The following is a 13,854-nucleotide window of genomic DNA, read 5'->3' on the forward strand; positions in this document are numbered from 1 at the left end:
TGTCACGCTGTTAGCGGCAACGTGCCGTGTAGCGCTGGCCGTACTGGTCACGGTAGTAGCAGTAGCCAGGCTCGGAAGCGCGGCCGATCAGGTAACCGGTTGCGCCGCCGATGAGGCCGCCAACCGCTGCGCCACGGACGTTACCGGTAATTGCGCCGCCAGCCAGTGCGCCGATCACCGCGCCGCCGCCGGTGGTCTTTTCAGTCTGCGTGCAGCTTGCCAGCGCCAGACCCATAACAGCAAAAATAACAGCCTTTTTCATGAACTCTCTCCACGTTACATTTGAGCTCGATGGCTCTCGGTAGGCGTCCCAATAAGTCTGCGGCGACTGCTACCTCCGACCGCCGCAGATATCTAACAAGTCGAATGTTTCTTTGGAAGCCCCCTTGTAAGGCTGCGCTCCCCGGGCCAATCGATTGTGCCCTACTCAACGGCGGCTGAATTAAAAGGTTCCAAATTTTTTAGCGGTTTGACATGAATCAAGTTTGTCATTCCTCAAGACTCTTATAAGTATATTGGAACGGTTCAAAAGTGGAGGCGAATTGACGCATCGGTTCGATATCGGCGTCGAGGGGGTTGACGGTTCAAGGAGGTGGGCCGAAAACGCTTGCACGTATTCTGGAGCATGGAATGGACTTCGAGGCATTTTTCAAGACCGAGCTGGATGGCTTGCATTCGGAAGGTCGCTACCGCGTTTTTGCCGATCTCGAGCGACAACAGGGACACTTTCCGAAAGCAACCCGTTACACCGCCGACGGTGAACAGCGCGATGTCACGGTCTGGTGCTCCAACGACTATCTCGGTATGGGCCAGAACCCAAAGGTCATCGAGGCAATGAAGACCGCCATCGATCACTGTGGCGCGGGTGCGGGAGGCACCCGGAATATTTCTGGCACAAACCACCACCACGTCAAGCTCGAGCGCGAACTGGCCGATCTGCACGGCAAGGAATCGGCGCTGATCTTCACCTCCGGCTATATTTCCAACTGGGCGACCCTAGGTACGCTCGGTCAGAAGATCCCCGGCCTCATCATCTTTTCGGATGCGCTGAACCATGCCTCGATGATCGAAGGCATTCGCTATGGTCGCTGCGAGAAGGTCATCTGGAAGCATAACGATCTGGACGATCTGGAAGCCAAGCTGAAGGCCGCCGATCCCGCAGCGCCGAAGATGATCGCTTTCGAATCTGTCTATTCGATGGATGGCGATATTTCGCCGATCAAGGAAATCTGTGATCTCGCCGATAAATACGGCGCCATGACCTATCTCGACGAAGTGCATGCGGTCGGCATGTATGGTCCTCGTGGCGGCGGCATTGCCGAGCGTGAAGGACTGATGGATCGCCTGACGATCATCGAAGGAACGCTTGGTAAGGCTTTCGGCGTGATGGGCGGCTACATCGCGGCTTCGGAAGCGCTCTGCGATTTCATCCGTTCGTTTGCGTCCGGCTTCATCTTCACCACCGCACTTCCGCCGTCTCTGGCAGCTGGAGCGGTCGCGTCGATTCAGCATTTGAAGGCGAGCCCCTTCGAGCGCGCCCGTCACCAGGAGCGCGTGCGCACGCTACGCTCCATGCTGGACGCTGCCGGTATTCCCCACATGACCAATCCCAGCCATATCGTTCCGGTGATGGTGGGCGACGCCGCCAAGTGCAAATGGATTTCCGATATCCTGCTCGACGACCACGGTGTCTATGTGCAGCCGATCAATTATCCGACGGTGCCGCGCAAGACCGAGCGTCTGCGCATCACGCCGACGCCGCTTCATACCGATGCGGATATGGAACGGCTCGTCGGAGCGCTTCATCAGCTCTGGTCGCGTTGCGCGCTTGCACGCGCCGTCGCCTGATCAGCAAGACGCGGAATGAAAAAAGGGGCGCAGCTTATTCGGCTGCGCCCCTTTTGCATTTAATGCTCAAGCATCTCCTGGACGATTTCCTTGCCGGAAAGCGACGATGGGTAGTAGGTCGGCCAATTGGTGAGTTCCTTCAACACCGTGGCGCGGTCATCACCCCAGTAGAGGTGGTAGTGGCCAGCCTTTTGCGGTGCGATGGTGTGGTCGCTGAACTGGATATATTGCGGTGCGGCTGCATCGCCACCGGTCTTCTTGAAGATGTAGCGAACGCCGCGATTGCCCTTCTTGTAGGTCAGGATCTCGTAGCCGTCGCTCGCATATTTTCCTTCGGTGGCCTTTCCGTCACGGTAGAAGGTTACGTCTTCACCCTTGATGGTGATGCGGTTGACGTCGGTCTTGTAGCCGACATCATATTCCTCACGAAACTCCTTGGCGCTCTTCTTGCCGTGCTCGGCCTTGTGCTGCATCACCGGATCGAGCGTGCCATCCTTGAGATAAGGATAAACCGACTGCCAATCGCCTTCCCAATCAGAGAGCGGGCGTTCCTTAATGGCGCTGTCTTCAAAGTAGCCCTTATAGACGTCGCTGGAACCATGTGAATGCCCATGGGAATGGTTATGGGCGTGATTGTGGGTTTCGGACTTCGATGGTGCCGATTTCTCCTGCGCCACCGCAGCGGCGGACAGAAGCAGCAGCGAGCTAACGGAAAGGGCGAGGGCTTGCGTGAGTTTCATCGTGTTTCCTCATTGTGATGTAATAACGTAACAAAAGGCGACATAACGGGAAAGCATGGAGGTGGCAAGTCCGTTTCCGGAACTTTGAATAATAGGAAGGGTGTTGAAAAAGGGATGACAGCACGGCGTCCCGCAGATCTTGATTTTAGCCACCAAGCCATCAGCGATGGCCCTCGCTTCTGAAGCCTTCAGGCGTCTTTCTCATTTCGCGCTGACTGTCAGTCATAATAAGAAGGGCGGAGATGCCAAAATCGGACACTCCACCCTTAAACCAGTGCATGTTTTAAACAGTCTGCGCGACGTGGCCGAGCATGTGGCCGTTCAACCGTCAGGCCGCCCAGCGGCGAGAGCTTTGCTCGGCACCGGCGGTGCGGAAACTTTGCAGCTTGCGCGCGATCTCCACCATTTCGTCGATCATGGCATTGGATGCCGCAGCCGTTTCCTCCACCATTTCAGCATTCTTCTGCGTGACCTGATCAACCTGTCCAATAACGCTATCGATTTCGCGAATGGCGGCTTCCTGGTCACTGGCGGAGCGTTCGATGGTTTCGACGGAGCCGCCGACCTGCGCAATGTGGGCAGAGATGCGACCAAGGGCCGATCCCGTTTCGTTGACGAGGCCGACGCCATTTTCCACCAATTGGTTCGACGTGGTGATCAGCGCGCGGATTTCCCGGGCCGCTGTCGCAGAGCGTTGGGCAAGCTCGCGCACTTCCTGCGCCACCACGGCAAACCCCTTGCCCGCTTCACCCGCACGGGCGGCTTCCACGCCGGCGTTCAGGGCCAGCAAATTGGTCTGGAAGGCGATCTCATCGATGACGCCGATGATCTTGGCGATTTCGCCGGAGGATCGGTCGATGGCTTCCATGGCAGCGATTGCCTTCTCGACAATCACATGGCCTTCGCCGCTGTCATTGCTGGCGAGTGCGATCGTCTTTTTGGCGGACCGAGAGGCGCTCGCCGCATCGCTCACGGTATTGACGATCTGTGAAAGTGCTCCGGACGCTTCTTCGATGCTTGCAGCCTGGCGCTCGGTGCGACCTGCCAGTTCCGAGGAAGCGGAGCCAATCTCCCGACAGCGATGCAGCACCGAGGTCACGGCGTTCGACACCTCACTGACGAGCGCGCGCAATTGCTCTGTGGCAACGTTGAAATTCTGTCGGAGGCTATCAGTCTTTGGGGAGAAGGCGCGGTCGATCTGTTGTGTCAGATTTCCATCGGCCAACTGACGAAGAGCTGCTGCCAGCTGCTCGATTGCCGCGCGGTCTTCCTCTGCCTCACGTGCGGCCTGTTCCTGGCGCTGGCGTTCGGCAGTGCGCAGCCGGATCATTTCTTCAATGTCCTGCCAGACGACGATCAGCAGTGTTTCATCGTTTCGCTTCCAGGAAATGAGCGTGACCTGAACCTGGAAAAGGCTGCCGTCGCGGCGCTGTCCTTCCCATTCGAAGCGGGAAAATCCTTCCTTCATGGCCTGACCGATATGCACGCTTGCCTTCTGGTCGGAGCGTTCTCCGTCCGGCTGACGTTCCGGCGAAAAATCCGGAGGTGTCAGGCCATTGATCGTGTCGGCCGGCTGACGAAGGGCTTTCTGGAACGCGTCGTTGAAGGCGACGACCCTGCCTTCGCGCAGAACGCAGTAAGCATCCGGCGAGCTCTCGAAAAGAAACGATGCAAGCTCACGGCGAAAATCTTCTTTCGGGCGGGCAAAACCGAACATTGCAATATCTCCAACGACTATGTCGTCGGAATTATCATTAATAATTTAATCTCATATTAATTCAGCTCTATACTATTTCCACTATAAAACAGGATTTCCAGCTGCAGCCTGCGGGTCTCGCAGGTCTTCTCTTGTAAGCGTCATCTTCGGCTATTGTGCCTAAGCGGCCTTCTGCTTTTGCGAAATGACATCCTCGGCGTAGGCGCGCGCCTCGGCATCGGCGGCCAAGATGGCATCGATCGTGTCAGCTGACCTGCCTTCATTCATTTTCTCCATCACCGTCTCGACGGTATCGGCCATATGCAGAAAGCCGATCTTTCCGTCGACGAAGGCGTGGAAGGCTGTTTCTTCCGCCGCGTTCAGCACCGCACCTTGCACACCGCCGCGCTCCAGCGCCAGACGTGCGAGCCTGATCGAGGGAAAGCGTTCCTCGTCGGGCGCTTCGAAATCAAGCCGTGCCAGCTTGGCGAAATCGAGCCGCTCGACATCGAGCGTGCCGCGGCTGGGATAGGTCAGCGCATAGCCAATCGCCGTGCGCATATCCGGGCAACCAAGCTGGGCGATGACCGATCCGTCGGTATAGGCCACCATGGAGTGGATGATGGATTGCGGGTGGACGATCACCTCGATCTGCGATGGTTCAAGATCGAAGAGATACTTTGCCTCGATCATTTCCAACGCCTTGTTGAACATCGAGGCGCTGCCGATGGAGACTTTCAAGCCCATGGACCAGTTGGGGTGGGCACGGGCGATCTCGGCGGTGACGCCGTCCATCTGTTCGCGGCTCCAGGTGCGAAAGGGGCCGCCGGATGCAGTGAGAACGATGCGCTCGACCTTGTCGCGGTTGTGGGGCTCTAGGCACTGGAAGATGGCGCTGTGTTCGCTATCGACCGGGATCAGCGTGCCGCCGCCCTCGCGCATGGTGGAGATGAAGACGTCGCCACCGGTGACGAGGCACTCCTTGTTGGCGAGCGCGATATTGGCGCCGCGACGCGCGGCCGTCAGCGTCGGCTCGAGCCCGGGCGTGCCGGCAATCGCCGCCATCACCCAATCAGCCTCCAGGCTTGCAGCTTCCTGCAAGCCGCTTTTGCCAGAGGCGACGGTAATGCCGCTTCCGGAAAGTGCATCCTTCAACTCGGCATATTTCTCGTCGTCGGCGGTGACTGCCAGCGTCACGCCGAACTCGCGCGCCTGTTCAGCCAGCAACGCCACATTGCCTGCACCCGTAAGGCCTAGAACCTCGAAGCGGTCACGCCCACCGAGCTGGCGAATGACATCCAGCGTGTTCTTACCGATCGAGCCGGTGGCGCCAAGGACGGTGAGTTTTTCAGGCGGGTTGCTGCCCTTTTGGCGTGTCATATGAAATCCGGCTTTCGTGGAAACTCTCCCTCAAGGCTCTACAAGCGAAACAGGGGCAGAACAAGATCAAAGCCTGTCAGCAATTTTTCGCCACACTGCGTCCTTCTCCTCATCGATGACATCTGCGTGCGCCGCTTGCTAATGGCAGCGCGAGCATGCAGTTTGAGTGGCTGATGCGACGCGGTGCTGAAGTGCTGATACGGCATTGATAAATAGAGGATTTTCATGAAGCGATTTTTGATCTCGAGCGGCTGGATTTTTGTCATCACTCTTCTGCTGGTGCTCGTCTTCATCCCTTTCGATCCGCGCATTTCGCAGCGCGCGCAGGCCCTTCCGGGCGCGATCGTCGGATTCAACAAGGCGATCACCGATTTCGGCACCTTCCGCTGGATGCTCTACAGCACCGGGCTTTTTGCCATCCTCGCCTATATTGCCGGGCGCTTTCTGCTGGCGAGCCCCTATTCGGCAAGGATCGGGACGGCGATGCGGCTCTTTGCCTATTTCTTCCTGACCATCGGCAGTGCCAGCATCTTCGTGCATCTCCTGAAATTCCTCATCGGTCGCGGACGGCCTGAGCTTTATGGCGATATTGGCGCCTATAGCCTGACGCCGTTTACCGGCGACAATCTCTACGAGAGCTTCCCGTCCGGTCATTCGACGGCGGCGGGCGCGTTCTTCGGTGCCTTTGCCATGCTGATCCCGCGTTTTCGTTACGTCTTCATGGCGCTCGCGCTCGTCATCGGCATTTCGCGGGTGATCGTCGGCGCGCATTATCCAAGCGATGTGGCCGCTGGCCTTCTGCTCGGTATCTGGACGTCCATGCTCTTCGCCTTTATCTTCGCCCGCAAGGAATGGTTGTTCCGTTTGGTCAAGGGTTGGCCCTATCCGAAGAACAAGCCGCTTCCGCCTGCAGATCAGGCATGATGACACAGGATATTGCCATGCCAAGCGACCACCGCGACGATGTTCAGGCAATAGAGACCACGGTTGCCATCGTCGGCGGCGGGCCCGCCGGCATGATGCTCGGCCTGCTTCTGGCGCGCGCGGGCATCGACGTGACGGTCATCGAGAAGCATGGCGATTTCTTGCGCGATTTCCGCGGTGATACGATTCATCCCTCGACGATTGCGCTGATCGAACAACTCGGTTTTGCAGAGGAGTTTCTGGCGCTGCCGCACACCAAGGCGGAAAAGCTGCATGCGGAGATTGGCGGCGAGAAGCGCACCATCGCGGATTTTTCCTGGCTGCCGGTCAAAAACAAGTTCATCGCCTTTATGCCGCAATGGGACTTCCTCAATTTCCTGGCAGGCAAGGCCGGGCAGTTCGACAGTTTCCGTTTGCTGCACAACGCCGCTGTCAGCGATCTCATAGAGACGAAGGGGCGCGTCAGCGGCGTGGTCCTCTCCACCCCATCCGGTACACTCACCGTGAAGGCCGATCTGGTGGTCGGTGCCGATGGCCGCAATTCCACGGTGCGCGAAAAGGCCGGTCTCCATATCGAACGCTTCGGCGTACCGACCGAGGTTCTATGGATGCGGCTGTCGAAACAGCCAGGCGATCCTCACGAAACCATGGGTCATGCCGGTCCGCAGCAGGGCTTCGTGCTGATCGATCGCGGCGATTACTGGCAGTGCGGTTATGTGGTGCGCCGGGGCGTCTATGCGGAGATCAGCGAGAAAGGCATTGAGGCTTTTCGCAATAGGGTTGCCGAGGTCTGCCCGCTGCCTGCTGATCGACTGCAGGAGATCAAGAGCTTCGATGATGTCTATCTTCTCACCGTGCGTATCGACCGGCTGACGCAATGGTGGAAGCCGGGCCTCATCTGCATCGGTGATGCCGCCCACGCCATGTCGCCGATCGGCGGCGTCGGCGTCAATCTCGCCATTCAGGATGCGGTGGCGGCCGCCAATATTCTGGTGCCCGCCCTGCGTGACAGAGGAGTCATCTCCGACGACGATCTGACCGCCATCCAACAGCGCCGCACCTTTCCGACCAAAGCCACGCAGAAGCTGCAATTGATGATGCGCAGCAAGAACCGTAAGGATCACGAAGCGGCACCCAAGTCCAAAGGCCCGCCCGCCTTCGTTCGCGCTATCCTGCGCTTCCCACTTCTAGCCCATCTCGCTGGCCGTCTGATCGGGCTCGGCTTCAGGCGCGAGAAGATTACCTATTGAAGGGCTGAGACCTACTCGTCATCCATCTGATGTTCGGCATAGAGCCTGCGCAGTATCTGCGCCGTGCCGTTTGCGCCATCCAGATTGAGGGTGATCTCACCAGGCTCCGGTAGCGCCAATGCTGCACGAATCGCCTCGGCCATGGACTGCGGCGCGATGGCATGTTCTTCCAGCACCTGAGCAAGGCCGAGCTTTGCCAGCCGTGAGGCGCGGGCGCCTTGTTCGGTTTCGCCGCCTGCGGCAAAGGGGATGAGCAGCGAGCGGCATTTGGCTTGCAGAATGTCGCAGACGGTGTTGTAGCCGGCTTGCGAGATGGAGAGCTTCGCACCGGAGAGAAGGCTGGCGAAATCCTTGCGGAAGCGGAAGACGGAGATGGCGTCGCCGGCTTCAGCCGAGATCGCATCGAAATCCGCCTGCGGCATGTTCGGGCCGGTGATCAGGCACCATGTCTTCAGTTCCGGAATGTGTGGTGCGGCTGCGAGCGCTGCTTTCAGAAGCGCGCCGCCGACGGCACCGCCGCCTGCCGAGACCACCACGTCGAAGCGCTCCTGCGGCGGAGTCGGTTTGCTGGGTGCCACCAGGCCGGTATAGACAATGCGCTGGCGGATTTGTTCGGCCAGCGGAAAGGTTTCTTCCAGCCGCACGAAATTCGGATCGCCATGGACCAGCACAGTATCGAAGTGCTTCTTGACGAGATCGATCGTTTCTTCGTCACGACCGGGCTTGGCGCGTTCCTGCAGGATGTCGCGCAGCGAGGTCATGACCAGCGGGCGCTTGAGACTTTTCTCGATCGCCGCCAGCAGCGGCAAGAGTTCGAATCGCACTTGTCGACGGCCAAAGGGGAAGGCCTCGATGATGACGATATCCGGTTTTGCGCCGTGATAAGCACCGAGCAGCATGCTGGTGCGGTTATCCTTGAAGGCATCGTCCACCGGCGCGCCATTGGCATCGACAAGGCCGGAGAAATTGCCATCGGCAACGGCGACCGGCGGCAGTTCGACATGGCGAATGCCCTCACCGGGGAAGCCCGGCACCGGCGTTCCGCCCGTCACCATCGTCACGTCAAAGCCGTCTGCCACCAGCGCGTGAGCGACGCGGCTGGCGCGGGCAATATGTCCGATGCCGAGCAGATGCTGGACATAGAAGAAAACGCTGGGAGCCTTGCTGGCAGGGGCGGAGGCGATTGTCACGAGGTCTTCTCCCATTCCTGTTCGAAGAGATTTTTCAGGTCGGTGATGCTGGTGCGGTGATCGAAGGCGGTGCGCACGCGATGCTCAGCGGCAGCGCCCAGTCTTGATCTGAGCGCTGGATCGGAGATTGCGCGCTCCAGGGCTTTCGAGAACGCGGCTTCATTTTCCGGCTCGGTCAGCAGGCCGTTTTCGCCATCGACGAAGAATTCGGGAATGCCGGAGATGTTGGTGGACACGCAGGTTAGCGCCTGGCTTGAGGCTTCCACCAGGACGTTGGGCAGGCCATCGCGGTCGCCATCGGCGGTGATGCGGCAGGCAAGCGCGAAGAGATCGGCCTTGCGATAGTGCTCCAGCACCTGCTTCTGGTCCATCGCACCCGTCCAGGTGATCTTGTCGGCGATGCGCAACTGCTCGGCAAGCGCTTTCAGCGTCGCCAGCTCATCGCCGCCGCCAATATGGGTGAAGCGCCAGTGCAGTGACGCTGGCAGGGTGGCGAGCGCCTTCAGCAGAATGTCGATGCCCTTCTTCTTCACCGCGCGGCCAACACTGAGGATCTGCACCGGATCGGCGGGGTCCGAACCATCGCGTGGCGGGCGCATACCCTCCATCGGGGGGAAGCGTGTGAGGTCGAGGCCGTGATAGCTCAAATGGACCGTTGCTGGATTGGGCGAGAGGTCTTGCAGATGGCGATAACCGCTGGCGGTGCAGGTTACCGCCCAGCGGGCGCTGCCGAGCTTGTAGGAGAGATCGGCGTCCGTGGAGGTCCAGATGTCCTTGGCATGCGCCGAGATCGTCCAGGGAATGCCGGTGATCAGATGGGTGTAGGCGGCAACCGACGCTGGCGTGTGGATGAAGTGAACATGCAGCCAGCCGGCGTCCTGTGGCCATTCATGGGACAGCACTGCGGCTTGACCGAAACGACGGAAGCGGTTGCGAGAAAAGTCTTGGCCGAGATCGTGGAAGAACCGGCGCAACGCACTTCCGAAGCCGGGCTTATTCCGGCAGGCCCACAGCGCTTTCAGCACACGCAGTGGCTCCTCATGAAGGTATTCCGGCAGATAGCTGACGGGTGCGCGGATTTCGTCATGCACCGGATGGCGCTTCTTGTCGGTCGGGCGGCGCATCGACATGAGTTCGAGTGTCAAGCCAGCTTTTTCGAGGCCGAGCAATTCCTGCGCTATAAATGTTTCGGAGAGGCGCGGATAGCCTTTCAGCAGCACCACGATTTTCTTGTCTGCGGTCACGTCTTCGTGCCTTCTTTCATTTGCGGCAGCTCACGGCAAGCCGGGATGTTCGGCTCCACCGTTTTACACATCCCCTGCGGTCAGGCAGTCGCGGAGATTGCGCTCTGCGTATCATCCGGTTGCAGCCATTCGGCGACGCGGCGGGAAATGTTCTCAAGCCCGTCGAGCTTCAGGTTGCGGCCGTTGGCAGACGGTGGCGGGCGCTGCATCAGTGCCTTCAGCGCTTTCGCCATCAGTTCGGGGTTCTCCGCATCTTCCGGCGACAGCATGTCGAACAGGCCAAGCTCGGACGCGCGGCTGGCGCGAATCAACTGCTCCTCACGCGGCACGATGCGCGGCACGACAAGGGCTGGCTTGTCGAAGGAGAGGATTTCGCAGACAGTGTTATAGCCGCCCATCGACACGACAGCCTGAGCACCAGCAACCAGATCTTCCATGCGGTTGTCGAAGTCGATGATTTCCATCTGGGGAATATCGGCGACATTGGCCGCAAACTTCTGCCGCTGCTCGGTCGGCATGTAAGGCCCAAGCACCACCAATGCTTTCTGGGTCAGGCTGCGATCGAACTTGTAGGCGCGGATCACGTCGTCGATCAGTTCGCTGCCATCGCCGCCGCCGCCCGTGGTCACCAGGATATAGTCGCCCTCATGCCGGCTCGGGTTGTCGCCGCGGGTCTTGGACCGCTGCAGAAAGCCGACGAATTCGGTCTTCTCGTGGACGCCGGGTGGGACAGCGAGACCTGCCAGAGGGTCGTGGAAGTCCGGCGGGCCGTAGACCCAGACATGGTCGTAGAAGCGTTCGATCTTGTTCAGCACGTCGTTGCGCTTCCACTCGGCTTCAAGCAGTTGCGGCGCATCCATGACGTCGCGCAAGCCGATGACCAGCTTCGTGCCGCGCGATTTCAGATAGGTGAGGGTTTCCTCCACTTCGCCCCGTAGACCCATCGGCTCCTTGTCGACGATGAAGATGTCCGGCTGGAAGCTTTCGGCGGTGTGGTAGATGATCGAGCGGCGCATCTTCAGCGTTTCCTGAAGATCGATATGCTGGTCGAGCGAGGTGTATTCGCCGTTTCTGAGCTTGATCACACTCGGGATTTTTACAAAGTCGACGCGGGCGCGATAATCGAAGGCGCCTGCAATGGTTGCTCCTGAGATGATCAGGACATTCAGGCCGCGATAATCCTCCACCAGCGCATGGGCAATGGTGCGGCATCGACGCAAATGTCCAAGCCCGAAAGAATCGTGGCTGTACATCAGAATGCGTGCATCGTTTAAACGAACTGTCACGAGCAGAACCTCTTCTTACCGCTAAAGCGTGCGGCGCGTGTCTTTATGCGGAAGGCGCCGAAGCGCCTCGTCTTGTCACATGCCCTGATCGGAAAACCGCAAAACATGCTGGCAGCAAATCCGGTCATTTAAACGGATCTGCTGCATCACGTAGTCCATCGCCAAGGAAATTAAAGGCGAGCACGACCAGAACGACCGGAAGGATCGGGATCAAAAGCCAGGGATAAAGCGCAATCACGCTGACGCTTCTCGCTTCCGTGAGCAGAATGCCCCAACTTGTGATCGGCGGACGCAGGCCGAGCCCCAAGAAGCTGAGCGCCGTTTCGCCCAGAATCATGCCTGGAATGGTGAGTGTCGCCGACGCGATCAGGTGTGACATGAAGCCGGGGATCAGATGCCGTCCGATGATGCGGCTGGTGCTGGCTCCCATCAACTGGGCAGAGAGCACGTAATCCTCCTCGCGTAGCGCCAAAAGCTTGGAGCGCACGGCGCGCGCGAGCCCCGTCCAGTCCAATAGACCGAGGATGACGGTAATGCCCAGATAGACGAGGATCGGGCTCCAGGTTACCGGCATGATCGCGGCAAGCGCCAGCCACAGCGGAATGCTGGGGATCGATTGCAATACCTCGATGATGCGCTGGACGATCAGATCGAAGACGCCGCCGCGATAGCCTGCAAGACCGCCGATCACGATGCCGAGAACGAAGCTCATGGCCACACCGAAGAGGCCGATGGTGAGCGAAATGCGTGCGCCATAGATGATGCGCGAAAGCACGTCGCGGCCAAGACGGTCGGTGCCGAGCAAGAACATCTGGCCGTCTTTCGCCGGGCAGACGAGGTGGACGTTGGAATCGAACAGTCCCCAGAAGCGGTAGCTGTCACCTCGGCAGAAGAAGCGAATCTTCTGCACGTCCGTCGGTACGTCAGTGTAGACGCGGCGCAGATTGTCCATGTCGAGGCTCATGGTGCGGCCATAGACGAAGGGGCCGACAAATTTGCCGTCATGGAAGAGATGGATGCTCTGCGGCGGGGCGTAGATGTTTTCCACGTCGCGGGTGTGGAGATTATACGGTGCTAGAAACTCGCATATGAAGATCGAGAGATAAAGCACCAGCAGGAAGATGCCGGAGTAGAGCGCAAGCTTGTGCTGCCGGAACTGCCACCACATCAGCTTCCATTGCGATGCGCGACCCACCATGGCAAGCGCGCTGGTAGCGGGCTCGACCAGATAGGGATCGAAGGGCGCTGTGGAGACGTAGTGCGGCAAGGGCTCGCCGGGCTTCGGAATCGATGAAGTCATTTGACGCTCCCACCTCCCAATCGAATGCGAGGATCGAGAATGGCGAGCGCAATATCGGAAACGAGGACGCCAATGACGGTCAGGAAGGCGAGGAACATCAGGAAGGAGCCGGCCAGATACATGTCTTGGCTTTGCAGCGCGCGGATCAGCATCGGGCCGGTGGTTTCCAGCGACAGGACGACCGCGGTGATTTCAGCACCCGAAATAATGGCGGGCAGGATCGAGCCGATATCGGAAATGAAGAAGTTCAGCGCCATGCGCAACGGGTACTTGGTCAGTACCTTGAAGGGGTGAAGCCCCTTGGCGCGCGCCGTCACCACATATTGCTTCTGCAATTCATCCAATAGGTTGGCGCGCAGGCGTCTGATCATGCCCGCCGTTCCGGCCGTGCTGATGATCAGGACCGGGATCCACAGATGCTCGAGGATCGACTTGAACTTGTCCCAGCTCATCGGCTGATTCAGATACTCGCGGTCCATCAGGTGGCCGATGGACGTGCCGAACCAGATATTGGCGAAATACATCAGGATCAGCGCCAGCATGAAGTTGGGAATGGCAATGCCAAGCAGGCCGAAAAAGGTCAGGCCGTAATCGCCCCAGCTGTATTTGTGAGTGGCAGAGTAGATGCCGATCGGGAAGGCGACGAGCCAGGTCACGATGATGGTGACGAAGGAGACCAGAACCGTCAGCCACAGACGTTCGCCAACTACTTCGCTGACGGGAAGCTGGTACTCGAAGGAATAGCCGAAATCGCCGACCAGCATGCCGGTCGCCCACTTGAAGTAGCGCACGGGGGCAGGCTGGTCGAAACCGTAGCGCGTGCGCAGTTCCTCGATTTCCGCCATGTTGGCAGTCTCGCCCATGGCGCGCATTTCGGCGACGTAGCTTTCGAAATAGTCGCCTGGCGGCAGTTCGATGATGGTGAAGACCAGCATCGAGATCAGGATCAATGTCGGGATCATGACGAGAATGCGCCCGATAATATATCTGAGCATG

12 protein-coding genes are annotated in these 13,854 nt (G+C 59.0%); 3 read left to right on the forward strand and 9 right to left on the reverse strand.

The features are described 5' to 3' along the window. Positions 1–10: 10 nt before the first annotated feature. The gene (locus tag QZ869_RS16575) at positions 11–262 is read right to left on the reverse strand and encodes a glycine zipper domain-containing protein (protein ID WP_296020367.1); all 252 of its coding nucleotides are present in this window, start codon (positions 260–262) and stop codon (positions 11–13) included. Positions 263–630: 368 nt separating this feature from the next. Between QZ869_RS16575 and hemA the strand changes: the two genes are divergently transcribed. Then, entirely contained in the window at positions 631–1,848 is a 1,218-nt protein-coding gene (hemA, locus tag QZ869_RS16580; RefSeq protein WP_296105988.1) for a 5-aminolevulinate synthase, read from the forward strand. Positions 1,849–1,907: 59 nt separating this feature from the next. Here hemA and QZ869_RS16585 read toward each other — a convergent pair whose 3' ends face one another. The 3 genes from QZ869_RS16585 to dxr all read right to left on the reverse strand — a co-directional run bounded on the left by QZ869_RS16585 (position 1,908) and on the right by dxr (position 5,664). Next, positions 1,908–2,588, reverse strand: coding sequence for a metal-binding protein ZinT (locus QZ869_RS16585; RefSeq protein ID WP_296105990.1), 681 nt, complete (start codon positions 2,586–2,588; stop codon positions 1,908–1,910). Positions 2,589–2,916: 328 nt separating this feature from the next. Beyond that, a complete protein-coding gene (locus QZ869_RS16590) occupies positions 2,917–4,305 on the reverse strand; it encodes a methyl-accepting chemotaxis protein (RefSeq protein WP_296105992.1) in 1,389 nt (462 codons plus the stop codon). A 159-nt stretch (positions 4,306–4,464) separates the two neighbouring features. After that, entirely contained in the window at positions 4,465–5,664 is a 1,200-nt protein-coding gene (gene dxr / locus QZ869_RS16595) for a 1-deoxy-D-xylulose-5-phosphate reductoisomerase (RefSeq protein ID WP_296105994.1), read from the reverse strand. A 225-nt stretch (positions 5,665–5,889) separates the two neighbouring features. Between dxr and QZ869_RS16600 the strand changes: the two genes are divergently transcribed. Together QZ869_RS16600 and QZ869_RS16605 are read left to right on the forward strand one after the other, a co-directional pair. After that, positions 5,890–6,588, forward strand: coding sequence for a phosphatase PAP2 family protein (locus QZ869_RS16600; protein WP_296098809.1), 699 nt, complete (start codon positions 5,890–5,892; stop codon positions 6,586–6,588). Between the two features lie 17 nt (positions 6,589–6,605). Next, entirely contained in the window at positions 6,606–7,838 is a 1,233-nt protein-coding gene (locus QZ869_RS16605) for an FAD-dependent oxidoreductase (protein WP_296105996.1), read from the forward strand. An 11-nt stretch (positions 7,839–7,849) separates the two neighbouring features. On the opposite strand, the gene QZ869_RS16610 is transcribed toward QZ869_RS16605, so the two are convergent. The 5 genes from QZ869_RS16610 to QZ869_RS16630 all read right to left on the reverse strand — a co-directional run bounded on the left by QZ869_RS16610 (position 7,850) and on the right by QZ869_RS16630 (position 13,853). Beyond that, positions 7,850–9,028, reverse strand: coding sequence for a glycosyltransferase (locus tag QZ869_RS16610; protein WP_296105998.1), 1,179 nt, complete (start codon positions 9,026–9,028; stop codon positions 7,850–7,852). Beyond that, positions 9,025–10,272, reverse strand: coding sequence for a glycosyltransferase (locus tag QZ869_RS16615; protein WP_296106000.1), 1,248 nt, complete (start codon positions 10,270–10,272; stop codon positions 9,025–9,027). Before QZ869_RS16615 ends, QZ869_RS16610 begins: the two co-directional genes overlap by 4 nt. An 80-nt stretch (positions 10,273–10,352) precedes the next feature. Next, positions 10,353–11,558: a glycosyltransferase family protein gene (locus QZ869_RS16620; protein WP_296037718.1), complete on the reverse strand. Its 1,206-nt coding sequence runs from the start codon at positions 11,556–11,558 to the stop codon at positions 10,353–10,355. 124 nt (positions 11,559–11,682) lie between these two features. After that, on the reverse strand, positions 11,683–12,858 hold the full coding sequence (locus QZ869_RS16625) for an ABC transporter permease (protein WP_296020345.1): 1,176 nt from the start codon (positions 12,856–12,858) through the stop codon (positions 11,683–11,685). Beyond that, positions 12,855–13,853 (reverse strand): ABC transporter permease, encoded by a 999-nt coding sequence (locus tag QZ869_RS16630; protein ID WP_296020343.1) that lies wholly within the window; start codon positions 13,851–13,853, stop codon positions 12,855–12,857. Before QZ869_RS16630 ends, QZ869_RS16625 begins: the two co-directional genes overlap by 4 nt. Position 13,854: the final 1 nt, after the last annotated feature.

It is taken from the genome of uncultured Agrobacterium sp., assembly GCF_913777885.1.
Taxonomy (GTDB): domain Bacteria; phylum Pseudomonadota; class Alphaproteobacteria; order Rhizobiales; family Rhizobiaceae; genus Agrobacterium.